This is a genomic window from Psychrobacter sp. Ps4, from assembly GCF_022129285.1.
Taxonomy (GTDB): Bacteria; Pseudomonadota; Gammaproteobacteria; order Pseudomonadales; family Moraxellaceae; genus Psychrobacter; species Psychrobacter immobilis_A.
The window spans coordinates 171617-195540 of sequence record NZ_JADQAK010000002.1; the positions used below are offsets into that span (position 1 = coordinate 171617).

The window sequence follows — 23924 nt, forward strand, 5'->3', positions numbered from 1 at the left end:
GCATCCCATGAGTACTATTCTATTTGAACTGGGGTGTGAAGAGCTACCTCCAAAAAGCCTAAAGCCACTACGTGATGCGCTACAAGCGAGTGTCACCGAACAATTAAATGAAGCAGAAATTCGCTTCGATAGTATCAAAGCCTTTGCCGCCCCGCGTCGTTTGGCACTTCAGATTCAGGGTATTAGCGATAAGCAGCCGGATCGCAGTGAGCAAAAGCGCGGTCCTGCGATTAAAGCTGCCCTTGATGCGGAAGGTAATCCAACACGCGCGGCAATGGGTTTTGCCAAGGGTTTAGGCATTGAAGCCAGTGAGCTGATAACGATCAACACCGATAAAGGTGATTATGTCGGCTATGAGCAAACCATTCAGGGTCAAGCAACGACTGAATTGCTACCCGCTATTTTCCAAACAGCGCTTGATAACTTGCCGATTGCTAAGCGTATGCGCTCAGGCGCTAGCCGTAATGAATTCGTCCGTCCAGTACAATGGGCAGTATTGATGCAAGATAGTACTGTCATTGACGCTACTATCCAAGGTCATCAGACTGCTAATCAGACGCGTGGTCATCGCTTCCACAGCCCTAATTACCATGAGATTGCGCACGCCAATGACTACGAAGAATTACTAGGCGGTCTAAAAGTCGTGGCTGATTTTGATAAGCGTCAAATGCTGATCAAAAACCAAGTCAAAGCATTGGCTGATGAAGTTAATTCAGATGCTATCGTGCCGCAATATTTGTTGGATGAAGTAACCGCATTGGTTGATTTCCCCATTGCGCTACGAGCAAGCTTTGAAGCGCGCTTTTTACAAGTGCCGCAAGAAGCGCTTATCTCGACCATGCAAGCGGATCAAAAGTATTTTTGCTTAACTGATAAAGCAGGCAAGTTGCAGCCTTACTTTATTTTCATTACCAACATTGAGTCAAAAGATCCCAATCAAATTATCGAAGGTAATGAGAAAGTCGTGCGTCCACGTTTGGCCGATGCCGAGTTTTTCTTCTTACAAGACCAGAAGCAGCCATTATTTGCGTTGACAGAAAGCCTCAAAACTCGCGTTTTCCAAGACAAGCTGGGTACGATTTGGGAAAAATCTGAGCGTATCGCCAAGCTTGCCGCCTTTATTGCCGCCTTGATGCAACAGCAAGGTCAGCAGATTGATATCGATGAAACGGTGCGTGCGGGTATTTTGTCAAAAGCCGATTTGGCAAGCTCATTGGTCGGTGAATATCCTGAATTACAAGGCATTGCAGGCACTTATTATGCGCGTTTGAATAATGAGCCAGAAGCAGTCGCTGCCAGTTTAGAAGAGCAGTATTTGCCAAAATTCAGTGGTGACGTATTACCACAGACGCCAATTGGCATTTGCTTAGCATTAGCTGACCGTTTAGATACGCTTGTTGGTATTTTTGCCATTGACCAAGCGCCGACAGGGTCAAAAGATCCGTTCAGCCTACGTCGTTCAGCCATCGGTATCTTGCGTATTTTGATCGAAAAGCAATTGCCAATTAATCTGGTTGCGCTCGTTGAACAAGCAATCAAAGGCTATAGTGACGCTGAAGGCAGCAAGATTGAAAAAATGGGTGATACGTTTACTCAGGTCATGGCATTCTTAAACTCGCGCTATCGTGCGATGTATACCGAGCAGGGCGTGAGCGTCGATACCATTCAGGCCGTGCAAGCGATTAACCCGCATATGCCGCTTGATTTTGATCAGCGTATTCGCGCCGTACAAGCCTTTAGCGAATTGTCACAAGCCTCGGTGCTTGCTGATTCAAACAAGCGTGTCGCCAATATATTGGCCAAATCAGAAGTGAGTGTCGCTGATACTGTCGATGAAGCGCTATTGTCTGAATCTGCCGAGCAAAGCTTATATGCAAGTGTGCTGCAAGCGCAGACGGCGGTTAAACCGCTGCTAGAACAAGCGGATTACACACAAGTATTGCAAACGCTTGCCAGCTTAGATGAGCCGTTGACGCAATTCTTTGATAATGTGATGGTCAACAGTGAAGACGCCGCCCTTAAAAACAACCGCTTAGCGCTGCTTAAGCAAGTACGCGCATTGTTTTTAACCGTCGCTGATATCAGTGAGCTGCAGCTATAGTTTCACTAATATAAATCGCTCACTTTATTTTCTGTTTAATACAAAAACTGGCCCGCTATGGCCAGTTTTTTACGCCATATCATGGCATTTTTTGATAAATTATCATGATAAATGGATGGACAATTAACTCGCTAAAACATAGCACTATAGTCAAGGAATTTTAGAATCGCTACAAGGCGACCGACCGCAGATAGTACACTAAGTACATCTAGGGCGGGTAACACCGTAGCGGTTTAAAAGTGCTCTGACTATATCGTCAGTATTGCTGGTTAAGTTATACTGTTCAGACGTATTGAATAATCCGCCAAGCGGCTTTTATCATTCATAGCGCTTACTCATATTCAAAGGAGCACTGCCGTGTTTGCTGTTATCATTATCATCATCGTTATTTGGATAGTAATGTGGGGGTTTTATAAATTTATGTACCCGCGTGCGCCCAAAAGCATGATGCCAAAAAAAGGGGATGTGATCACACCGCGTCAGTGCAATTTTTGTGGCAACAGCTTGGCTGAATACCGTGGCGTCCTTGAAACCAAGCCCAACTTGGCTGCAAATAGTGAGAGTGCCATTGGCGAAAACCAAACATTGTTTTTTTGCAATTATGAGCATCAAGCAGATTTTCATGCAGGTAAGGTTTATAACCCTGACGTATAAATAATTAGATTATGGCTTGGGCATAAAAAAGCGCTTGGCTCATCAGAGCGAAGCGCTTATTGTTTCGTCGCGTAATATGCGCTTATAAAACAGACTGTGCGTCTTTCATAATTTTATTTAATAGCGCTTCAGATTGTTTGTCTTGCTGTAGTCGATCTTCATCGCTTCTTTGATTGGTGTGTATTTTTTCATACAAATTCAAGCAGCACAGTACTAAGATACTTTCTTGACTGAGGCTTGGCGCATCTCGTTTGAGATCTAGTGCATGGTTATTAATATACGAGACAGCTGAGAGCAGCTCTTCTTGTTCGTGTACTGGGCAATATATAGGATAGGTGACACCCGCAATTGCAATATCGACCTTCTTGATTTGTGGTTCAGGGATAGTGGTTTTCACAGTAGCACTCGACGTATTTGAACCAGTTGCAGCGACTGGTTGTGGTTTAGAAGAAATATTCTGCTGTTGGCCATTTTGTGGCTTTTTTTCTATAGAGTTTTTGTGGTCATCGGTCATGATAAATCCTACAATGTCTGGTCAGTAAAATGAGTAATATAAAATATTACCGTTTTGATTTTGTCGGTTTCATTAGCAAGTAGTGATTATCGGTCATCGTTTATTGCCATCCCTGATCAGCCTTCTACTTGATCGATGTGAGTTAAGCGTTTTAATACAACTTGTGTACGCTCAGCTGCCAATTGATTCTTTTTCTGCAGCTCACTGTTTTGCTGTTTAATATCGCTATATTGCTCCTTTAATTCATTATTTTGTTGTTGTAACTGGCTGTTTTGTTGTTGCAATTGGCTAACCTGTTTTTGCAATTTATCTTGTTCTTCGCCTATCATATGATGCGCTTCAGCCAAGCTTTGGTAGCGCTTGTCGAGATCGTTCAATTGTTTTTTGGCACTATCGCGTTCGCTATGGCTAGTGTTGAGCTTGGTCATTAGTGCTGCAAGCTCTTGAGGGTCGCTAACAGGATGCTGTTTGAGGCTACTAAGTTCAGCACTGACAAGCTGATACTGTTTTTTTATGTCGAGTATCATTTTTTCTAATATTCTAAGTTGATCATACATAGTCAGTTTTTATCCTTAACAAGTAAGCGTGAATGAATTTTGTTCTCTGCGTTTAATAATGCCATAGGTGACCGCATAATATCTATATCAACAAAGTAATTACCTATATTAGGCATTGTTTGTTTATTTTTATTAGCCATGGTTTGATTGATAATATCAAGCGATGTCTCACACCTATTTTATCCGTCTGTTTTTATTTTTTAAGCAATATTTTTTAAGCAATAATCAATCACTAGGACCTCTATTATGAATGACAATATATCTGGCTGGAATACATGGCTGACTGCTTTTGATGACTGGACTGACGTCTCTATCAGCGAAGTGCATGGCTTGATGACAGGGCTTATGACTGCCTGTAATGCGCCTGATGAGCAAGTATGGGCTAAGGTATTTGAGGAGCTCAGTTTTGCGCCTTTACCTGACGAGGCATTGACACTATTAACAGAAGAAGCGGAAGACACTGTTTTTCAGCTTAAAGACAAAGACGATGCTTATTCTTACACGCCATTAGTGCCAGATGATGAACATGATTTGTACGAGCGCGTGATGGCATTGAAACAGTGGGCAAATGGTTTTATGACCGGTTTTGGGATTACTGACTGTGGTCTCAGTGGTGACGAAAATGAGATGCTGTCTGATTTGGCTAAAATCGGTGGTATTCGCTTAGAAGATGATGAAAACTTTGAAGGTGGCGAAGAGTCTTATCTGCATATTTATGAGTTTGCGCGCATGGTGCCAGTGAGCTTTGCCACCCGCAAGCGTAAACCTGTTAAAGATATTGCCCTGATTGCTGGACTGGCTATCGATGCCAAAACCACCAAAGAGCTGCAGGCAGAAGGCAAGTTACCAAAGCCAATGCCGCCAGTCGTTGATGCGATGAATCAAAACCGTCCTTCATAATAAAGACGCTATCGTAAGAAGCAATCTGTCATAAAAGCCAACTTATCATCCATGCTAGGGCGTATCCCCAATCTAAGCGAAAGTGACTAAATGGGCTAAAAATAGTTAAATCTTGCAAAACTACGTCAAATAGCTGGTTAATATCCCGATATTATCTGCGCTATTTTTCTGATTTGGCTATCATTTATCTCATTTTTATCATCATTTTTAAAATGAGAACACGCCCTAGTATTTTCTAAAAAGATATGAGAGATTTTAAGAGTCATTAATGGCGCTTAGATAACAGAAGGGAGATTATGATGATCACCGACAATGATATGATGTATTTGCGCCGCTGCGTAGAGCTTGCTACTGAAGCGCTAGCGGCGGGCGATGAGCCATTTGGTAGTGTATTGGTTGATGGCGATGGTCAGGTGCTGCATGAAGATCGTAACCGAGCCAATTCTGTCGATGCTACTTATCATCCTGAAATTGCCGTTGCTAAATGGGCAGCAGCAAATATGACAGCGGAGGCGCGCGATAACGCTGTGGTTTATACCTCAGGTGAGCATTGTGCCATGTGTTCGGCCGCGCATGCGTGGGCAGGGCTTGGTCGTATCGTTTATGTCAGCTCATCAAAACAGTTGGATGCATGGATGCAGGAGATGGGCGTAAAATCCTCATCACCGATCAATTCATTAAGTATTCAAGAAGTAGCACCAAATGTACCAGTACAAGGTCCGATTGCAGGCTTGGATGAAGAGGTAAAAGAGTTACAAAGGCGTTCATTGCAAAAAAGCTAACGCTTTCTATTTTTACCATTTCAGAAATTACAGTAGCGAAAAACGAGTGCGAGTACTACATCTAGTAGACTTGGAAAATTTAACATCGCTAACCGTATTTCTAAAATTGGTATTATATCGTGATAAGGATATTTCATGACTTCGAACAATAATAATCAGCTCAAAAATACGTCTTACCCTGCGCATAGTATCGATTGGCTAACGCGCTTGATTGGCTTTGATACGGTCAGTCGCCATTCAAATTTAGCCTTGATTGAAGATGTGCAAGCGTACTGTGAACAATTAGGTTTGATAGTAGATTTGACTTTTAATGAAGCCAAAAACAAGGCCAATCTATTCGTTACTGTGCCAGCAGTGGCAAACGCTGACGAAGTCAATCACGGTCTTGTGCTATCTGGTCATACCGATGTCGTACCCGTAGATGGTCAAGAATGGACATCAGATCCATTCACTGCGACGATACGTGGCGATAAGCTATACGGACGTGGTGCGTGTGATATGAAAGGCTTTATCGCTTGTGCATTGACGTTATTACCACGCGCTGTGCAGTTATCAAATAGCGGTCAGTTACGTCGTCCACTGCATTTAGCATTGTCATTCGATGAAGAAGTGGGCTGTTTGGGTGCGCCATTGATACTGGCAGATTTGAAAGCGCGTGGTATCACCCCTGATTATTGTATCGTCGGTGAGCCAACCAATATGACGATGGTTGTGGCACATAAAGGCATTGCCGTTTATCGTTGCCGCGTCCATGGTAAGTCTGCGCATTCGTCATTGACCGCCCAAGGTGTCAATGCTATCAGCTATGCCAGTCGTTTGATTGGTTATGTCGATGAGTTAGCAGAAGAATTGAGCCATCGTGACGGTGCTCTTGAAGATGGGGACGCGCTGTTCGATGTGCCTTATTCCACATTGTCTGTAGGCACGATTCGAGGTGGTACCGCGACCAATATTGTGCCTAATTTGTGCGAGTTTACCTTTGACTATCGTAATCTGCCGCATATGACACAAGAGGATATTCTTGCACCGATTCAAGCGAAAGTGGCAGAATTAAATGCCCAGATGCAAGCACGTGCTGCCGATACCGGCATTGAGCTGATGCAAGAAGAAAGCGTACCGGCAATGACTGATAACGACAGTGCTGAATTGCAATCGTTAATAGCCGCACTGACTGGAGATAACGAGCGTCATAAAGTAGCTTATGCAACTGAGGGCGGGCAATTTACCAATGCTGGCATCCCAACGATTATCTGCGGTCCCGGTAGTATTGAGCAAGCACATAAAGCCGATGAATACGTTAAGCTGAGTGAAATTGAGCGCTGTGATGGTTTTTTGCAGAAACTGCTAGACAGCTGCACCAGTAAATAAGGTATGAAAATACTAGGGCATGTCCTCAATTCAATCGATAGTTATATCATCTAAATAGGTTAAAAATGGCTAAATCTTGCCAAACGGCGTCAAATAGCTGACTAATATCTCGATATTATCTGCACTATTTTCCTTGTTTGACTACCATTTATCTCATTTTTATCACCATTTTTAAAATGAGGACACGCCCTAGACATAAGTATATAATATGAGTAAGTATCAATAATACCGCCTAAATGGCGGTATTATTTTTTGGTAATGTAGCAGCTCGTGTGAGGGCTGCTGATATATAAATAGTAGGGGTTCGTTGTGACTTGGCATCTGTTTGCATTATTTTTCGCCAGTACGTTTTTTATCTCAGCGACTCCAGGTCCGAACATGCTGCTCGCGTTTCAGTATGGCATGAACTATGGCGTAAAGCGCACATTGTGGACGCTGGCAGGGCTGAGCCTTGGGTTGTTTATTTTGCTGCTATCGACCCTACTTGGACTCGATGTGATTAGTCGCCAGTCGCCTTGGTTGTTGACAGTCATTAAAGCAGTGGGTGCGACTTATTTAATCTATCTGGGTATTAGCTCTTGGCGTGATGCAGGCGATGGCAGCTTGATGAGTGATGCTCGTGAAATGAGCGAAGAAGTCGCGGCTGAATATTCTCTTTCTGGCAGTGAAGATACAGCTGGTACACCACAGCCGCGTTCGCTCTCAAGCGCAGCGGTGAGAATCTCGCCAAGCAATGTGACCTTGTTCCGTACAGGTGTATGGGTATCGCTATCTAACCCCAAAGCCATCTTATTTTTTGCCGCTTTCTTCCCCAAATTTATCAATTTTAGTGCGCCGTTATGGCCGCAATATGTTTTATTAACGATAGGGTTGTTTTTAAGTGAAACAATTTGGCAAATCGTTTATACCTTGGGTGGTACAAAACTGGCAAGTTGGCTCGATGTTGGCAATCGTTTAGCGTGGCTCAATCGTGGTTGCGGCGTCATATTTATCATCATTGCAGCCGCTCTATTGGTTGAAGTCATAAATAGTTTTATGGTTTAAAAAACGAATCTAGTGGGTTACGTTTTATCAGCGCTTTCTACGTGAGTTTGACAAAAGTAATTCACCCTGCACACTGAGACAGGTAGCTTAGTTTGATCTATTAGGTATTTTATGATTGGGCAGATGATCGTATGTTAAATATTGAGATAAAAATTTTAAGTGTTAATGAGCTTAACGATTTCAGAACTATCAGACTTTCAGCTCTAGAAAAATCTCCAAGAATGTTTGGGTCTACATATGTAGCAGAAGTAGCAAAACCACCAATTTTTTTTGAAAAGTGCTTATCAAGTTCAACTGTATTTGGCGCCTATCATAAAAATAAAATCATAGGTTTAGCCACCTTCACACAAGAGACTGGAATAAAATTTTCTCATAAAGCGTATCTATCCAGTGTATTCATTGAACCTGAATTCCGAGAAAAAGGCATAGCAAGTCAATTGTTTAGGGAAGTTATGGAGTATAGTAAAAAATATGTGGAACAAATTTTACTTACTGTAGCTGATGATAATAAGCCTGCTATTAATTTCTATAAAAATTTTGGTTTTCAAGCTTATGGGTTAGAACCAATGGCATTGAAAGATAATGAGGAATATATTAACGAGATCTTAATGAAGTGTTTTGTGTTATAGCACTTTTACTGTGTTCAAAAGTCAATATCTCAATATGTCTTTACAGCAATCATTTAGAAAGTTAAGTATCGTTTGCACTCTCTTTGAGAGCTTGATAAAACTAACCCACTTTATGAATAAAAATAGCCGCTCACTATTGATAGTGAACGGCTATTTTTATTTTTGCTCAAACTTATAATTTAACAGTTACGCCAATACTTCGATTAGCTCACCTTTTACCATGTGTGGACTGACGAAATCAGTAATACGTACGCTCACGAGTTTACCCAACATCTCATCCATTTTGTCTTCGTCATAAGGGAACATGACCGTACGGGTATTATCTGCCGTACCGATTAAGCAATCAGGATGACGGTTGGCAACTTGTTCCACCAAGACACGTGTCGTGGTGCCGACCATCTCATGCGTTTTCGCTAGCGTTGAATCAATGATGACTTTTTGGAATTCTGCTAAGCGCTCTTTTTTAGTTTTGAAACTCACATCATCTGGCAACTCTGCCGCTGGCGTGCCTGGACGCTTAGAGTAGATAAAGCTGTAAGAATGATCGAAATTCAATTCTTTTGCCAAATTCAAGGTATCTTGGAAGTCTTGATCGGTCTCACCAGGGAAGCCAATGATAAAGTCGCTCGACAAGTGAATATCAGGACGTATAGCTTTTAGCTTATTAATCTGATTGATATACACGTCAATCGTATGGTTGCGTTTCATCGCCGCCAATATCGCGTTTGAGCCACTCTGTACAGGTAGATGCAAGTGTGATACTAACTCTGGCAATTGTGCATAAGCATCAATGATGTCATCGGTGAACTCTAGTGGATGGCTGGTCGTATAGCGAATACGTTCAACGCCATCGACATGCGAGACATAATGTAATAGCTCAGCGAAACGGCAAATGCTGCCGTCGTCTTTTTCACCGCGATAGCCGTTGACGTTTTGACCCAATAGGTTGATTTCACGAATACCTTGAGCGGCAAGGCTGTCAATTTCAGCCAGCACGTCATCGAGTGGACGTGATAGTTCTTCACCGCGGGTATAAGGCACCACGCAAAATGAGCAATATTTCGAGCAGCCTTCCATAATAGAGACAAACGCTTTAAACCCCTCTACTTTTGGCTCTGGTAAAAAGTCAAACTTCTCGATACTTGGGAACGACACATCAATCGTACCGATACGGTTTTTAGGCGCGATTTCACGCTGCTCATGTGATTGATCATATAGCTCTGGCAAACGATGCAAAGTCTGCGGGCCAAATACCATATCAACATAAGGCGCGCGCTTTTGAATGTTATCGCCTTCTTGTGAGGCAACACAGCCGCCAACACCGATCACAAGATCAGGACGCTTTTCTTTTAATTTACGCCAGCGACCCAATTCTGAAAACACCTTTTCTTGCGCTTTTTCGCGGATAGAGCAAGTATTCATCAGCAATACATCGGCTTCGTCAATATCATGAGTCACTTCCATACCGTGGGAATCGCCGAGCACGTCCAGCATTTTGCCAGAATCATAGACGTTCATCTGACAGCCCTGCGTGGTGACAAAGACTTTCTTAGTCGCTGTTTTGACAGGTGCTTGGGCTGAACTTGATTCTTTGAGTGCAGTGACAGCAGGCGCAGTATCGGTTGTTTCAGCGACAGCAGTGTCATCGATGCGGGGATTAAATACAGTAACACTCATAAGGATAAGTCCATGATTGACTAAAAATATAGCGTGATAGGTGATTAACAGGTGGCGTATTTTATCACAACCCTATGACAATGTGAAAAATTAGCAGAGTCAATTGTTGGTCGTTATGATAAATTATTTATAACAGTATCAATTATTTACTGCTGCTAGTAACGCGTTTGGCAAAAATTATGGCTTGCTATCACTTCTATGTTACACCGTGCTATCGTATTTATTAACAAAAGGTAAAGGTGATGGTTGAAAGTGCAACGAGTATAGTATGATGAATGCGACCATATTAGCGCGATTGATTAAATCGCGATTTACGCCGTTTTGGCATTGTTATGCTAAATATATTATTTAGCCAAATCATTTGGACACATTACAAAGAGAGTCAGTATGACAAAGCCGCAGGTTGCTCATAGCATCAAGGATAGAGAATCTATTAAGCAAAATGAAGATGCAAAACGAATGAAAGCAAGGACGCTACGAGTCAGTGCGTTAAGTTTGGCGACAGCAATGAGTGCGCTAGGATTGTCACAGGTGGCTTGTGCTGAGCTGACCTGGGGCGAAGAGGACAGTTATCAGCAAGAAGGCAGCTATCAACAAAACAGTGGCTATCAGTCAGACAATGGTGTGAGCTCATTTACAGCAGCGGCAATTGCGGCAGAACGCGGTGATGTCAGTGCCTTATACAATTATGAGCAAGCCATGAGCGGCGGTTTGTTTGCCATGTATCCCACTTATTGGCGGATGAATTTAGATCTTAATTCGCAAAGTTCGGCGGCAGTATCACAGTTTGTGCGTCAATATCCAAATACGGTAATGGCAGAAAAGCTGGTGGCCGATTTTGCTGAGACCAAAGCAGGCTCCAATGATTACGCCTCAGTACGCCAAGTTGCGAATTTGATTACCAATGCGGATGCCAGTGAGCGCTGTGCGGTGGCGCTTGGGTTCAATAATGGCGGTGATACTATGCGGGCTATGGCAGCCAAGTCTGAGGTTTGGTTGACGACCAAAAAGCAGCCAGCCTTGTGTGACCAGCTCGCGATGGAGATGAATAATAACGCGCTGATTAGCAATCAGGATCGCGCGGCGCGGCTCAAGCGTATGTTACGTAAAGGCAAAACGGGTGACATTATGGCATTGTCATCACGTTTAGGAACGCCCATTGCTTATTCAGCATTGAGTGAGATTCAACTGAATCCGTCTGCTTTTTTTAGCCGTTTTAGTCGAGAACCTGCCAGTCAAAACAATCAATACTTATATCTATATGCCATGGGACGCGTTGCTGACAAGTCTTACCGTGAAGCTGCATTACAGTTGGATTTTGATGTTAAGCAAGACAATCAGCGTTCAGTTAAATTGTTGAATGCGGAGACTCGTCGCTATGCGTATCGCATCCTTGGGGTGCAACGTATGAATCATAATACGGATGATGGTTTTAATGCTGAGGCGGTTGACTGGTTCCGCAATAGCCTAGACGAAGATTTTAATTTTGAAGAAGCTGAAGATTATGCCATGGCAGCGATTCGCTTTAGCCGCTGGGACGATGTGGTCGAAGCCATCTCAAAAATGGAGGCTGAAACCCAAAAAAGTGACCAGTGGCAATATTGGCTGGCTCGCGCTTACGAGCAATCAAGCGATGCTAACAAGCGTAATACTGCTAAAAAAATGTATCAAAACTTGGCAAAAAATAATGACTATTATGGCTTAATGGCAAAGGATAAAGTGGGTCAGCGTTTTGATGCCAGTCGTTTGGGTGGTAATAACTTACCAAATGTCAGTACCGCTGATCGCGCACGTGTCATGCAAGATGCCAACTTTGCGCGTGCTTTTGCTCTATATAATGCTGACGCCAGCCGTGCCTATGCCAATCGTGAATGGAACTGGGCGGTAAAGCAGGCGCGCGACAAGCGTGATGATAACTTGATTATTGCCGCTGCTCGTCAAGCCTATGATATGGGCTGGCTCGACCGAGCAATTTATGCCGTTGATAATACTGATAGAGTAGACAGCTTAGCGTTATCACATCCGATGCCGCATCAAGATGCAGTCGTACGTTATAGTCAGTCTGCTGGTATCGATCCTGCTTGGGCTTATGGCATCATGCGTCAAGAAAGTCGTTTTGTTGCATCAGCACGCTCAAATGTTGGTGCTAGTGGTTTGATGCAGGTGATGCCTGACACGGCAAAATACATTGCTCGAAATTTAGGTGAGACCTATAGCGCCAGCCGTGCCAATAGTGGCGATACCAATATTCGTTATGGTACATGGTATATGGGTGATATTTTCGGCAAGCTAAACCGTCAGCCTGTGTTGGCAACGGCTGGTTATAATGCGGGACCGAACAATGCCAAGCGTTGGCAACCAGTATATGGTTCGCTCGCAGCCGACCAGTACGTCGAGTCGATTGCCTTTCCTGAAACCCGTAATTACGTTAAGCACGTGATGGAAAATGCCACCATTTATAGCAGTCTATTAGGTCGTAGTCAGCCTATTAGCCAGCGCATGGGCACGATACCTGCCGCGCTCTAAAGCACCAATGTATAAATCAAAAAACCATTCGTGAGCAATCATTAATGGTTTTTTCATGTCACTTTATGTCACTTTTTATTGTGCAATCAAAACTAGTTTTGTCTTGACGCGATGCCTAATTCGACGCCCAACCTCGCTGATGATGACATGCTAACGTTGCGATATTTTTGTACTATTGATGCTATCATTAGCTTATGTTTACGTTTCTGCTATAGATTAAAAAAAACGTTTTGCTACCATTGCATCAATTAGTGTCTTTTATACGTGCTTATAATAAGTGCTTATCAATCAACGCACACATTTTTGTTAGCTCTATTCTTAGTTTTATCAGTGTTTATACGTCGAACACTATGAGCTAAACGATAGCCCATGTTTTTATCATTGCTAGATGCCTTCAGCCCCTATGATTAAAAAATATTTCAATCTGTCCCTGTTATCCAAAGTTCGGCATCAGTCATCTATTCAGCAGATGCAGGTACGCTCGCTATCTACTCTGACGCCAGATTTAAACCAATCAAGCTCGATAACTAATACATCTATGGATAAACTAAATACGACGCTAAGTATCGGTGCATTAGTGATGTTGCAAGGCATTATGATGATGCCGGTACATGCCGCGAGCGCTGTTAAGAGCGGACAGCGGGTGTTGATGATTGAGATGACGCCAGCATTGTGTAGCATACAGCCGACACGTGCCCGCATGCGTCAATGCTTGGAAGGTTATTCGTTGACAGTATCAGGTCTGGATATGGGATATGGTGAGCGCTGCGGACGTGGTAGTGAGCCACGTCTGACACCGTTACAGTTAAAAGTCGTCAACCGTATCATGCCTGATACGACAGTACGTAGCCAAGCTTGGCAGCGTTATGGGGCGTGTAGTCCACTCAGTGCCAGTAGTTATTTCCGCCAGATTACCAATTACGCTGGCGCATTAAAGCTGCCTAACGAGCTTAATACAGGTAATAGCTATACGGTTTCTAAATCTCGATTTATCAGTCAAATGACCCAGCTTAACAGCGGTATGTCCTCAAACAGTATTGATCTGATTTGCCAAGCGGGCAGTCGTCGTCAATCAACATTGACAGATATCCACATTTGTTATGAAGGGAGCGAATTTGGCACATGTCATAATGTTGTGAATAATTGTGGCAGTAAATTCGTCATTTCAGGTGGGAAATAGTTTTTTTAGCCCATTTAAATGCTTATTGTTTGAATTGAGGACACGCCCTAATAATACTCGCTTATTTTAAGTGTTGTATCCACTGTATACAACGCTTCTCAATGCTGTTATCAGCTGCCTTTTATTGCTTTCTAGCACTGTATCCGTATAAGTTTACAGTAGGTATAAAAATCCTCCCGTATAAAATGTAACAATATAATCGGTGGTCGGCGTCTTATTGTCTCTAGACGATTTGCTGAACGAAGTGCTACACTAGCTCTCGGTTTATGACTGCTATATTCAGTAGGCAAGTCGCTATTTACAACGATAGTCATCCATTAGAACCATCAATCAGAATCATGAATTATCTAATCTATAATTAGGGAGTATTCAATGTCAATGAAACAGCCTTTACGTGTTGCCGTCACTGGTGCCGCTGGTAATATCAGCTATGCTATGTTATTTCGTATTGCATCTGGCGAGATGCTAGGTAAAGATCAGCCAGTTATTTTGCAATTGCTTGAAATCGCTCCAGCACTTGACGCCCTAAAGGGTGTGGTCATGGAATTAGAAGATTGTGCATTCCCTTTATTAGCAGGTATTGTGCAGACTGATGATGCGACGGTTGCATTCAAAGATGTTGACTATGCTCTGCTAGTCGGTTCACGTCCTCGTGGTCCAGGTATGGAACGTAAAGATTTGCTAGAAGCCAACGCTGCAATTTTCTCAGCACAAGGTAAAGCATTGAATGACGTTGCAAGCCGTGACGTAAAAGTATTGGTTGTCGGTAACCCTGCCAACACCAACGCCCTTATCGCTCAGCGTAATGCACCAGATCTTGATCCACGTAACTTCACTGCGATGACTCGTCTAGATCATAACCGTGCCATGGCACAGTTGGCTGGCAAAACTGACAGCACAGTAAATGACGTGAAAAAAATGATCATCTGGGGCAACCATTCATCAACGCAGTATCCTGATCTGACTGCTGCTACTGTCAACGGTAAGCCTGCATTAGATTTGGTTGATCGCGAATGGTACGAAGCGACTTATATCCCAGAAGTACAACAACGTGGCGCTGCAATCATTAAAGCACGCGGTGCATCATCTGCCGCTTCTGCTGCCAACGCGGCCATTGCACACGTACGTACGTGGGCATTGGGTACTGATGAGAATGATTGGGTATCAATGGGCGTTTATTCAAACGGCGAATACGGTATCGCAAAAGGCTTAATCTACTCATTCCCATGCACATGCACTAACGGCGACTGGTCTATCGTAGATGGCGTTGATGTGTCATCAGATTTCTCTAAAGAGAAAATGGCAGCGACTGAGCAAGAGCTTAGCGAAGAACGTGATGCGGTAGCACACCTGCTTCCATAAGCCGCCAATGTCACGATATTATCATGTCATAAAACTGTTATATAGAAATTGATCTAAAAAAGCCCTCTACATTAGAGGGCTTTTTTGTGTCTTGTCTGCCTATCAAAATACAATTGATAACGTTAGATACACGTTGGTTAACAGCTATTAAAATAAAGCTTGCTACAATAAATATGTCAATTTAGATAATAAACACAAAGACACTCGTACCATTCAAGGAGAAAAATATGTTGGGTGAACCAGAATACAATATGAATGAATTATTTGCACAGTTGGGACTTGATAGCTCAGATGCAGCGATTGATAGTTTTATTGAAAATAATCAGTTGGATAAAGAAGAGAAGTTGATAGAAGCGAGCATTTGGACAGACAATCAGCGTGCTTTTCTACAAGAAGAATGGGAAAAAGATGCGGAATGGGTAGAGGTCATCGATGACTTAAACGTACGTATGCATCCAGATGCTTAGAAAAAAGAACTATTAAAAAACGAATTATTAAATAAAAACCCACAAACGTTATAAACGCTGTGGGTTTTTTATAAATTATAAATATCGACGCCCGCATTTAAGCTTACTAGCAATCTAACTGGACTGCTGCTCTCGCCACTCAATTAATGCTTTGACATCATTATGGATGCCTGTTTTTAATGCTTCTAAGCCATCATAATGTCGTTCACCATGTAAATAATGCAAAAATCGAACCTGTAAAGTTAATCCATATAAATCGGCATTTAATTCTGGAAAATGAACTTCCAAACGCCAATCATGTTGTTTATCGACAGAGGGTCTAGTGCCGATATTGGCTGTCCCAAAGAGGCTATTGGAACGTAGTCCTGAGATACCTGATTTGCCATCTATAGCAAGTGCCGATAAGCCATCAGCAATCACTTGCCCATCCTCGTCGAGGCTGACGACATCAACAGCAAAGATACCATGCAGGGCAGGCTTTAAACGCTGTAGGTCAATATTCGCAGTAGGAAAGTCCATGGTGCGACCTATTTTATCACCACCAACGACCATTCCTGTAATCGCATAATCGCGACCAAGTAGCACATTAGCAGCGTCAATATCACCAGCCAATAGTAAGTCCCGAACGCGAGTAGAGCTGATACGTGCCGCTTTACCACTATCATCGATGACGGTATGTAGATTGGTCACATCTAAGCCATAATTCCGCAAAAACTGACTGTCACCAGTACGGTCATGACCAAATTTGAAGTCATCACCTAACACCAACGCTTTGACATTTAAGCGCAGGGCTAAAATATCCGCAAATGCTTGGGCGGATAGCGAGCGAAATTCTGCATCAAATCCTGCCACAATCAAGGTCTCAACGCCATATTCTGCTAACAAAGCTTGTTTTTCAGCGAGATTGGTGAGGCGAGCAGGCGCAGTGGCTGGCGCAAAAAATTCACGAGGCTGTGGCTCAAATATCATGACAGCAGAACCAAGATTTTGTGCATGCGCAATATCACGGACTTGTTCAAGCATCGCTTGATGACCAAGATGGACACCATCGAAGTTACCGATAGTGAGCACACAGGGCGCTAAATCTACTGGGCTAGTATTTGCAGTCAAATTACTGGGCGAGGCAATCAGTTGCTCAAGAAAATAGGTGTTCATAAATTTTCAGCTATGATAGATAAAACCAGATAAGAAACACACCCGTACCAAAATCAATGTGTTTAAAATCAGCCATTATAAAGTAAAATGACCACACTAACATCCTATAGTCTACTGACAATAAAAGTATGGCGCTATCCGCTCTGTCATCTTAAAATACCGTGATGTTTGTCCACATGCTTTTGTAATGACCCTCTGTATAGATGGATCATCTTGCAACAATTATCACCCATAGACTATTAATTAATAATTACGGAGACCTTATGTCCGTTGCTGCCTTGAATGCTGTACCAACTGTTTTGTTAGAACACTATCTCACTGATGAGTTTGTCGTGCAGCGTGCAAGTAGAGACGACTTGTCAGAGATTTTGGCGATTTATAATCAGACTATTGCAGGTAAGCAAGCCACTGCCAATCTTACCCCAGTGACTTGTGAAGAGCGTGCAGATTGGTTTGATGAGCATATAAATAGTCCGACGCGTCCTATTTATGTCGTAAAAGCGATGCATAAGGCCACGCAAAATTCAGCAGAAGCAGAGACAGCAACAATCGTTGCATGGGGCAGCTTTAGCGATTTATATGCACGACCGGCTTATCATATCAGCACTGAGATTAGTATCTACTTGCATCAGGATTATCACGGTCAAGGGTTGGGCAGCTTATTGACATGCTGGATGTTGACACAAGCGCCAAGCCTAGGCATTCATAATGTAATCGCGCTTATTTTTGCGCACAATCAGCCAAGCTTAGGATTGTTCCGTAAGCTTGGTTTTGAGCAATGGGGATATATGCCAAAAGTGTGTGATATGCAAGGCTTTATCGCTGATGTCGTGATGCTTGGCAAGGCAGTGTCGTCAGATTAATATCAAATTTAGATTGGTATCAAATAACATTATTGAAGATAAGATAGCTCAAGTTCGAGTGACTTAAGCTAAAGTGATTTTAAGTGAGGGCAGCAAGGCGTCTTATCCTAGGATTTTCCATTGACCTTCAATTTTTTGCAGCTCATAAGTCAACGGTGCAGGCGCACTTTGTCCTTTTAGCATCAGCTCCCCAATGATGGTGGCACGGGTTTTATCATCGTTATATTGAGTATCGGTAATAGTGACGCCATCGACGGTTTGCTGAAAGGCATACTGGGTTTTAGCCAGCTCTTCTTCGAAGTTTGCCATATCTACTTTATAATATTTAGCGGCTTCTTTTACCTCGCCATAATACAAGCTATCTAGTGCTTGCTTTACAGTATCTTCTGGTGTGCCAGCTTCGGTGGGATTGGTTACGAGGCTCTTTTGCTTGGTCGCAGAAGTGACTGGATTGATATTATCACTATCAATCGCCGTTTCATCTTTACTATTGTCAGTCATCTGCTTGCTGTCAACTGTGCTATTCGCATCCACTGCTGACGTTTGATTAGCAGCGCTATTTTCAGCATCAATGCTTTTATCAGAACTGCCTTCAGCGATGGCTGCCGTATCTTCGGCACTATTAGCTGTCTTATCGTTATCGCTACAAGCAGTTAAAAGCAGTCCAGTGCTAAGGACACCAGCAGTCAGGATAGTTGGTAAGCGTAGCCAGGTTACTCGTTCGGTTATCATTATTAGCCCTCAGATTTCATTTATTCGTTAATGGTTAATTATGGCAACTATCCGCATCATTCACTATCCATTCTCTTACTAAGCTTGTTTTGGTTTCGTAAGTGAAGCTGCTTAACCATGCTTTAGCTGGCGCGGACGGAAACCAGTGGCTAGTAATACCACGCCATAAACCAGTGCTCCCACGGCACACATAATGAGCAAAGCGGCGATACGTCGCCATTGAGCATCATCGCTAGGGAAGTAAGGCAGCATGACATAAAGTGCGCCAATCATAGCACTGGTCGCAATCGCAAACTGGGTGAATAGTTTTTTCCAATGACTGCCAAAGCGGAAAATATCACGTTTATGTAAGAAGTAATATAATAAGCCTGCGTTCACAAAGGCCGCGCCCGTGGTTGCTAATGCCAAGCCGCCATGTAGCGGAATCTCTAAGAAATAAAATATACCGATGAAAATGACACTAAAAACCATGTTGGCAAAGACAGAAATGATACCGATTTTTACGGGTGTTCTGGTATCTTGACGGGCAAAAAAAGCAGGGGCAAAGATTTTAATAAGCATAAAGCCTAAAATACCACCAGCCATACTACGTAATGCGAGCGAACTCATCTGCGCATCGCGTAAGGTAAATTCACCGCGCAAAAACAGCGCTTGCATCAGTACATCGGCAAGTATAAACAACGCTGCTGATGCAGGAACACCGACTAAAATGATTAAGCGTGCCGCCCAATCGATGGTCTTTTTAAAACTAACATCGTCTTTTTGCGCCTCGCTTTTTGATAGGCTTGGCAAAATGACTGTACCGATTGCCACACCAATCAAGCCTAATGGCAGCTCACTCATACGCTCTGCGGCATACAGCCAAGAAACCGAGCCGCCAATCATCAATGACGCAAAAATGGTATTGAGCAGCAGATTAATTTGAGTGACAGAGACGCCAAAGATGGCAGGCAGCATGAGTTTTAAAATACGGCGAACGCCTTCATGCTGAAAGTCGACCTTGGGTGCGACCAGCAGCTTTTGTTGCCCTAGCTGCGGTAGCTGTAGTAAGAATTGCAACAATCCTGCGATAGCGACTGCATAGCCTAGCGCCATGATAGGAACATCGAACATAGGGGCAAAAATTAGCGCGCCACCAATCATACATAAGTTCAATAACACGGGTGCAAAAGCAGGCGCAGCAAAGCGTCCGTAGCTTTGTAAAATGCCACTGGCAAAGGCGGTCATAGAAATAAATAGCAAATAAGGAAAGGTCAGACGCAGTAATTCAGCGGTAATAGCAAATTTACCTGGTTGATCCGCAAAACCAGGCGCGAATAAAGTCACGACCCAAGGAGCCATTAAAATAACAACGACGGTAAGCATCGACAAAATTAACAGCAGAGCGCCTGAAGTACGACTGACTAAGATTTGTACCTGCTGCAAACTATATTTTTCTTTGTATTCAGATAGCACAGGGACGAAGGCTTGACTAAAGGCACCTTCTGCAAATAAACGCCGCAAAAAGTTTGGAATTTTGAAGGCGACCAAAAAGGCATCCATCAGACCACCAGCGCCAAAGACGCCTAACAATACGACATCGCGTACCAGACCCAAGATACGAGACAGCATGGTCATACTACTGACCACCATGGTTGAACGAAATAACCGACTTTTTGCCATGAGAACCTATTGTGCTAATTTGTTTAATGAAGGTTGTTTACTAAGTTGCTACTATCAAAAAGCTGACGAATTATAGCATTTTCATAATCGAGATAAATGGATTGGATGTGGAATATAAAATGATAAAAAATCGTTGATAAGTAGGGATAGTTCTTCAATTGCGACAAGCAGATTAAGAATTAAATAGTTTTATAGATGTCATTTAAGAGAATAAATAGCTCGGAGCGTTTATCAATCATAGATTTTCTATAGTTGGTCGTATCATTTGGGTCGAAAGGGATATGTACGCATTCTACTCTTTTTTTGAAAGATATAACTGTCTCGCCATATTCTCTAAGCTTAATTTGAGCGTTGCTATAGCCAAATAGTAGTAATAAAGATTCCGCTTTCGTTAGCTCACTAAAGCTGTCGAATAATTTATTTTGAGCATCTAATAATCCATTAGATTTAGGAAGCGAAGAATCTAAAACTAACCTGCGCCGCCAGTCAGTGGCGAATGCCCAGTAATTCAAAGTGATACTATTAAAGTTCTCCACTTTTTCTGCGACCGTTTTTAACATCTCAAACTCGCGTTCTACTTTAGCTTTTTTTAGCTCGTTACGATGTTGTGTTGAAGATAATAGAAAAGCAATAACGCCTGCTATTAATGCGCCCAAACCTATTTTCACTGCTGAATCGACCACTTCAATCCAAGTCATAATATCTCCAGTCGATGGTTAATAATTATTAAAGTTAAGTGAGTCTTTTTATTTTAATAGAGCGGCAACCATCTCACGTAATTTTGCCCATTCAAAATAATCACCGGGATCTGTTTTGCGACCAGGGGCAATATCGCTATGACCTGTTAGATGACGACGAGTTTTGGGGTAGGCGGCATAAATGGCACAGACCACTTTTGCGAGTACCTCATATTGTGCGGCGGTGAAGGACACAAAATCAGACCCTTCAAGCTCAATACCGATGCTATAATCATTACATTCAGGGCGACCCAAATAGCTAGAGCGTCCAGCATGCCACGCGCGCTCATTAAAATTGACAAACTGAGTCATCGTGCCATCACGCTCGATGAATAAGTGAGCCGAAACCTCTGCGCCTTTAATCGTTTGAAAATAGGGATGCGCCACCCAGTCTAGCTGATTAGTAAATAATGCTTTAACGTAATGGATGCCGTCAGCATCAGACGCTCCGAACTCGTTCGGAGGTAGGCTGATATTATGAATAACAATAGTATCAATACTCATATCTGTTGGTCGCAGATTGCAGTTTGGTGATGCAAGATATGTGGCTGCAGATAATCTGCCATCGTTAATCGTTATTGGTGTTATGGACATAATATTCTCTTTTATCATGATGTTAATAAGTGGGCATTGACCGCTGGTTGCTAGCCATTTTTTATCAATCAATAGTCATTTTGATAGCTGTTATCAAAGTAGCTACTTTGATAACAGCTACTTTGACTAAGATATTTCAATGATCTGGCTTTTAAGGTTATTTTAGTGGACGATCCAATCGGCATTATCAGCCAGCCATCAATCACGCTATCGGCGTATGAATAATAACGTGCGAGGTTTACCCCATGTCTCTAAAGCCTAATTTTTTATCTGTAGATTGTACCCTAACTACTATGAGTCAACGAGCGCGTTTACCACTTGCTATTGCAGGATTGCTACTCTCTGCACAAACGCAAGCTTTTTTGCCAACCCCAGCATCATTAGTAACGACAGGGGCATTAGCGCCTACGCCACAAGCTGCTGCAATCGCTAATAATACGCCAGATAATGACGCTCCAGAAGACACTCAAGGGCTAGAAAAAAGTAACGCTGAGCAATTATTAGCCAAGTGGCGTGAGCAAGCAGCAACACAAAATTTAGCCCAACATACGACATGGCGACGTTTGTTATATTTCTTTGATGATCAAAGGAATTTGATTGGTAAGAAAAAAGACACCAGCATGGTTGATGAGGCTGACTTTTTTTTGAGTGAGCATGGTCGGCAAGACTCGAATGCCGAGCTTGATGCGTTACTCGTCGCCCTCGCTAATGAGATAGCGACAACGAATAATCGTACTGTCAAAAAAAATACTGCCAACAATTCGGTATTATGTCGTTTTCCAGCGCGTGTACAATGGTTGACCGATACATTAAACATTGATAAAACGGCGCTACAAGTTGACTGTCCCGAATTGAATGAATGGATGCAAAAGATTGCCCCTGAGCAGCTCTCTATCATGTTTGCCCAAGAATATTTAGACAACCCTTTATCAGCCTTTGCTCATACCTTATTGCGTATCGACTCAAAAGCAAGCGTGGCTGATCCGAGCCAGATTCATCACGCGGTTGCGCTGAATTATACGGTTGGTGGTAATCCAAAAGACAATTTTGTGGTGTATGCCATCAAATCAATGACCGGCGGTTATGACAATCTCATTGAAATTGACCCTTATCCAGAGAAGCTGGCGAAATATCTGCAAGAAGACGAGCGCGATGCATGGACGTATCAATTGGATTTGACTCCAGCGGAAGTGCAGCAGATTATGTTACACGTTTGGGAAACCAAAGATTTAAAATTGCCGTATTACTTCACCACAGATAACTGTGCGTCTGAGATTTTACGCTTAATTGACGTGGTGCGTCCGCAGCAGCATTTATTGAGTCAGCTGCCTTATGCGGTTATTCCCTCAGATGTCGTGCAGTTGCTTGATGATGAAGGCTTACTTGCCAGCACCAACTATACCCCTGCTGATAGCACTTTACGCCAAGCGCAGTTGAATAAGGTCAAAGAGCAGCGCGAGCAATTCGGCTATCACAACAGCGCCAAGCAGACGATCAATGAGATTAAATCTGCCCAACTCAATGCGGTTTCGAGCATGTCAGCTGATGGACAGACGTTATTGCAGCCTAATATAGCGGTATCAGATAATAATCCAATAAACAGACATCCACTGCAACTGGCTCATATGGGGCTAGGGCAGCGCGGTGATAATAACTATATCGATTTGGGCTTACGAGCGGGCTATCATGATATTCTTGATCGTCCCTCAGGATTCCCACAGTTTTTTGACTTAGAAGGCGCATCTGCGACTTTGCGCCTGTACGACACCGATAATGACAAAGCCAATCAGCCAAACAGTGTGGTTTTGCAAAATGTGACGTTGATTCGTGGGCGATCATTTAATCCGATAAATTCTGCCAAAAAAGGCAAAACGTGGGGCGCTAGCATCGAGGCGACGCGTGTGAATGATGGCTCCCAGCAAGACGGTCGCGATCATTTAGTTGGGAGCTTGGGCTATGAATCAGGTTGGTCATGGGCATTTGGTACGCCTCGCACAGGTACAGGCGAGATGCCGCCGCAGCTATGCTATACCTTTTTGTCCGGCACAGCGCAAGCAGGGCGCGGTATCAATAAAGGCTTTCGCTTTGGTGCTGGCGTCAATGCAGGCTGTCGTTATCAGATTAACAATCAGTTACGCGCGCAGGCTGAATTGCAACTGCCATATTGGTATCATGGCAGCAGCGATGAGTCTGATGCCCGTGGTCATTATTGGCAGCCGATATCGACATTAGGGCTGCAGTATGATATCGATAAAAAACAAGCGTTACGCATTAATGCCAACTACGAATGGCAAGAACGTATTGATTCTAATGAAGACGTACAGCTGTCGTACAGACGCTATTTTTAACACTTATTACTGAAAAAATGTATAGATTATTAAAAAGATGTATAAGCAGTCATTAGAAATGTCGTTCGAATA

The 23924-nt window shown here is 43.0% G+C and carries 21 protein-coding genes; 13 read left to right on the plus strand and 8 right to left on the minus strand.

Annotated features, from left to right (window positions below; translation table 11 throughout):
* Window positions 1-7: 7 nt before the first annotated feature.
* A complete protein-coding gene (glyS, locus tag I3252_RS02155) occupies window positions 8-2101 on the plus strand; it encodes a glycine--tRNA ligase subunit beta (RefSeq protein ID WP_238034060.1) in 2094 nt (697 codons plus the stop codon).
* A gap of 357 nt (window positions 2102-2458) precedes the next feature.
* Window positions 2459-2755 carry a hypothetical protein gene (locus tag I3252_RS02160; RefSeq protein WP_228244528.1) on the plus strand — a complete coding sequence of 99 codons (297 nt, stop codon included), beginning with the start codon at window positions 2459-2461 and terminating at the stop codon, window positions 2753-2755.
* A gap of 82 nt (window positions 2756-2837) precedes the next feature.
* Here I3252_RS02160 and I3252_RS02165 read toward each other — a convergent pair whose 3' ends face one another.
* Window positions 2838-3269 (minus strand): cell division protein ZapA, encoded by a 432-nt coding sequence (locus I3252_RS02165; protein WP_055124735.1) that lies wholly within the window; start codon window positions 3267-3269, stop codon window positions 2838-2840.
* 116 nt (window positions 3270-3385) lie between these two features.
* Window positions 3386-3826: a hypothetical protein gene (locus I3252_RS02170; RefSeq protein ID WP_238034061.1), complete on the minus strand. Its 441-nt coding sequence runs from the start codon at window positions 3824-3826 to the stop codon at window positions 3386-3388.
* Window positions 3827-4072: 246 nt separating this feature from the next.
* Between I3252_RS02170 and I3252_RS02175 the strand changes: the two genes are divergently transcribed.
* The 5 genes from I3252_RS02175 (at window position 4073) to I3252_RS02195 (ending at window position 8549) form a co-directional block, all read left to right on the plus strand.
* On the plus strand, window positions 4073-4726 hold the full coding sequence (locus I3252_RS02175) for a UPF0149 family protein (protein WP_045454074.1): 654 nt from the start codon (window positions 4073-4075) through the stop codon (window positions 4724-4726).
* Window positions 4727-5022: 296 nt separating this feature from the next.
* Window positions 5023-5508 (plus strand): nucleoside deaminase, encoded by a 486-nt coding sequence (locus I3252_RS02180; RefSeq protein ID WP_238034062.1) that lies wholly within the window; start codon window positions 5023-5025, stop codon window positions 5506-5508.
* A 135-nt stretch (window positions 5509-5643) separates the two neighbouring features.
* The gene (argE, locus tag I3252_RS02185) at window positions 5644-6876 is read left to right on the plus strand and encodes an acetylornithine deacetylase (protein ID WP_238034063.1); all 1233 of its coding nucleotides are present in this window, start codon (window positions 5644-5646) and stop codon (window positions 6874-6876) included.
* Window positions 6877-7185: 309 nt separating this feature from the next.
* The gene (locus I3252_RS02190; RefSeq protein ID WP_238034064.1) at window positions 7186-7920 is read left to right on the plus strand and encodes a LysE family translocator; all 735 of its coding nucleotides are present in this window, start codon (window positions 7186-7188) and stop codon (window positions 7918-7920) included.
* A 131-nt stretch (window positions 7921-8051) separates the two neighbouring features.
* Entirely contained in the window at window positions 8052-8549 is a 498-nt protein-coding gene (locus I3252_RS02195) for a GNAT family N-acetyltransferase (protein WP_238034065.1), read from the plus strand.
* A 186-nt stretch (window positions 8550-8735) separates the two neighbouring features.
* On the opposite strand, the gene miaB is transcribed toward I3252_RS02195, so the two are convergent.
* On the minus strand, window positions 8736-10226 hold the full coding sequence (miaB, locus tag I3252_RS02200) for a tRNA (N6-isopentenyl adenosine(37)-C2)-methylthiotransferase MiaB (RefSeq protein ID WP_238034066.1): 1491 nt from the start codon (window positions 10224-10226) through the stop codon (window positions 8736-8738).
* 387 nt (window positions 10227-10613) lie between these two features.
* Between miaB and I3252_RS02205 the strand changes: the two genes are divergently transcribed.
* From I3252_RS02205 to I3252_RS02220, 4 genes are all read left to right on the plus strand, one after another.
* Window positions 10614-12752: a lytic transglycosylase domain-containing protein gene (locus I3252_RS02205; RefSeq protein WP_060491774.1), complete on the plus strand. Its 2139-nt coding sequence runs from the start codon at window positions 10614-10616 to the stop codon at window positions 12750-12752.
* Between the two features lie 538 nt (window positions 12753-13290).
* Complete coding sequence (locus I3252_RS02210; RefSeq protein WP_055124727.1) at window positions 13291-13932, plus strand: hypothetical protein; 642 nt, start codon at window positions 13291-13293, stop codon at window positions 13930-13932.
* 378 nt (window positions 13933-14310) lie between these two features.
* The gene (locus I3252_RS02215; RefSeq protein WP_055124854.1) at window positions 14311-15294 is read left to right on the plus strand and encodes a malate dehydrogenase; all 984 of its coding nucleotides are present in this window, start codon (window positions 14311-14313) and stop codon (window positions 15292-15294) included.
* A 227-nt stretch (window positions 15295-15521) separates the two neighbouring features.
* Window positions 15522-15761 carry a DUF2789 domain-containing protein gene (locus I3252_RS02220; RefSeq protein ID WP_045444148.1) on the plus strand — a complete coding sequence of 80 codons (240 nt, stop codon included), beginning with the start codon at window positions 15522-15524 and terminating at the stop codon, window positions 15759-15761.
* Window positions 15762-15875: 114 nt separating this feature from the next.
* Here the strand turns inward: I3252_RS02220 and ribF are convergent, their stop codons facing one another.
* Window positions 15876-16916, minus strand: a complete 1041-nt coding sequence (gene ribF / locus I3252_RS02225; RefSeq protein ID WP_055124726.1) for a riboflavin biosynthesis protein RibF — start codon at window positions 16914-16916, stop codon at window positions 15876-15878.
* Between the two features lie 263 nt (window positions 16917-17179).
* On the opposite strand from ribF, the gene I3252_RS02230 reads away from it, so the two are divergent.
* Window positions 17180-17779: a GNAT family N-acetyltransferase gene (locus tag I3252_RS02230; RefSeq protein WP_238034067.1), complete on the plus strand. Its 600-nt coding sequence runs from the start codon at window positions 17180-17182 to the stop codon at window positions 17777-17779.
* A 102-nt stretch (window positions 17780-17881) separates the two neighbouring features.
* Here I3252_RS02230 and I3252_RS02235 read toward each other — a convergent pair whose 3' ends face one another.
* From I3252_RS02235 to ampD, 4 genes are all read right to left on the minus strand, one after another.
* On the minus strand, window positions 17882-18511 hold the full coding sequence (locus I3252_RS02235) for a hypothetical protein (protein ID WP_238034068.1): 630 nt from the start codon (window positions 18509-18511) through the stop codon (window positions 17882-17884).
* Between the two features lie 111 nt (window positions 18512-18622).
* Window positions 18623-20173 carry a murein biosynthesis integral membrane protein MurJ gene (murJ, locus tag I3252_RS02240; protein WP_238034069.1) on the minus strand — a complete coding sequence of 517 codons (1551 nt, stop codon included), beginning with the start codon at window positions 20171-20173 and terminating at the stop codon, window positions 18623-18625.
* 179 nt (window positions 20174-20352) lie between these two features.
* Window positions 20353-20871 (minus strand): hypothetical protein, encoded by a 519-nt coding sequence (locus I3252_RS02245; RefSeq protein ID WP_238034070.1) that lies wholly within the window; start codon window positions 20869-20871, stop codon window positions 20353-20355.
* Window positions 20872-20919: 48 nt separating this feature from the next.
* Window positions 20920-21504 (minus strand): 1,6-anhydro-N-acetylmuramyl-L-alanine amidase AmpD, encoded by a 585-nt coding sequence (gene ampD / locus I3252_RS02250; RefSeq protein WP_238034071.1) that lies wholly within the window; start codon window positions 21502-21504, stop codon window positions 20920-20922.
* Between the two features lie 245 nt (window positions 21505-21749).
* On the opposite strand from ampD, the gene I3252_RS02255 reads away from it, so the two are divergent.
* The gene (locus I3252_RS02255; protein ID WP_238034072.1) at window positions 21750-23852 is read left to right on the plus strand and encodes a DUF4105 domain-containing protein; all 2103 of its coding nucleotides are present in this window, start codon (window positions 21750-21752) and stop codon (window positions 23850-23852) included.
* Window positions 23853-23924 lie beyond the last annotated feature (72 nt).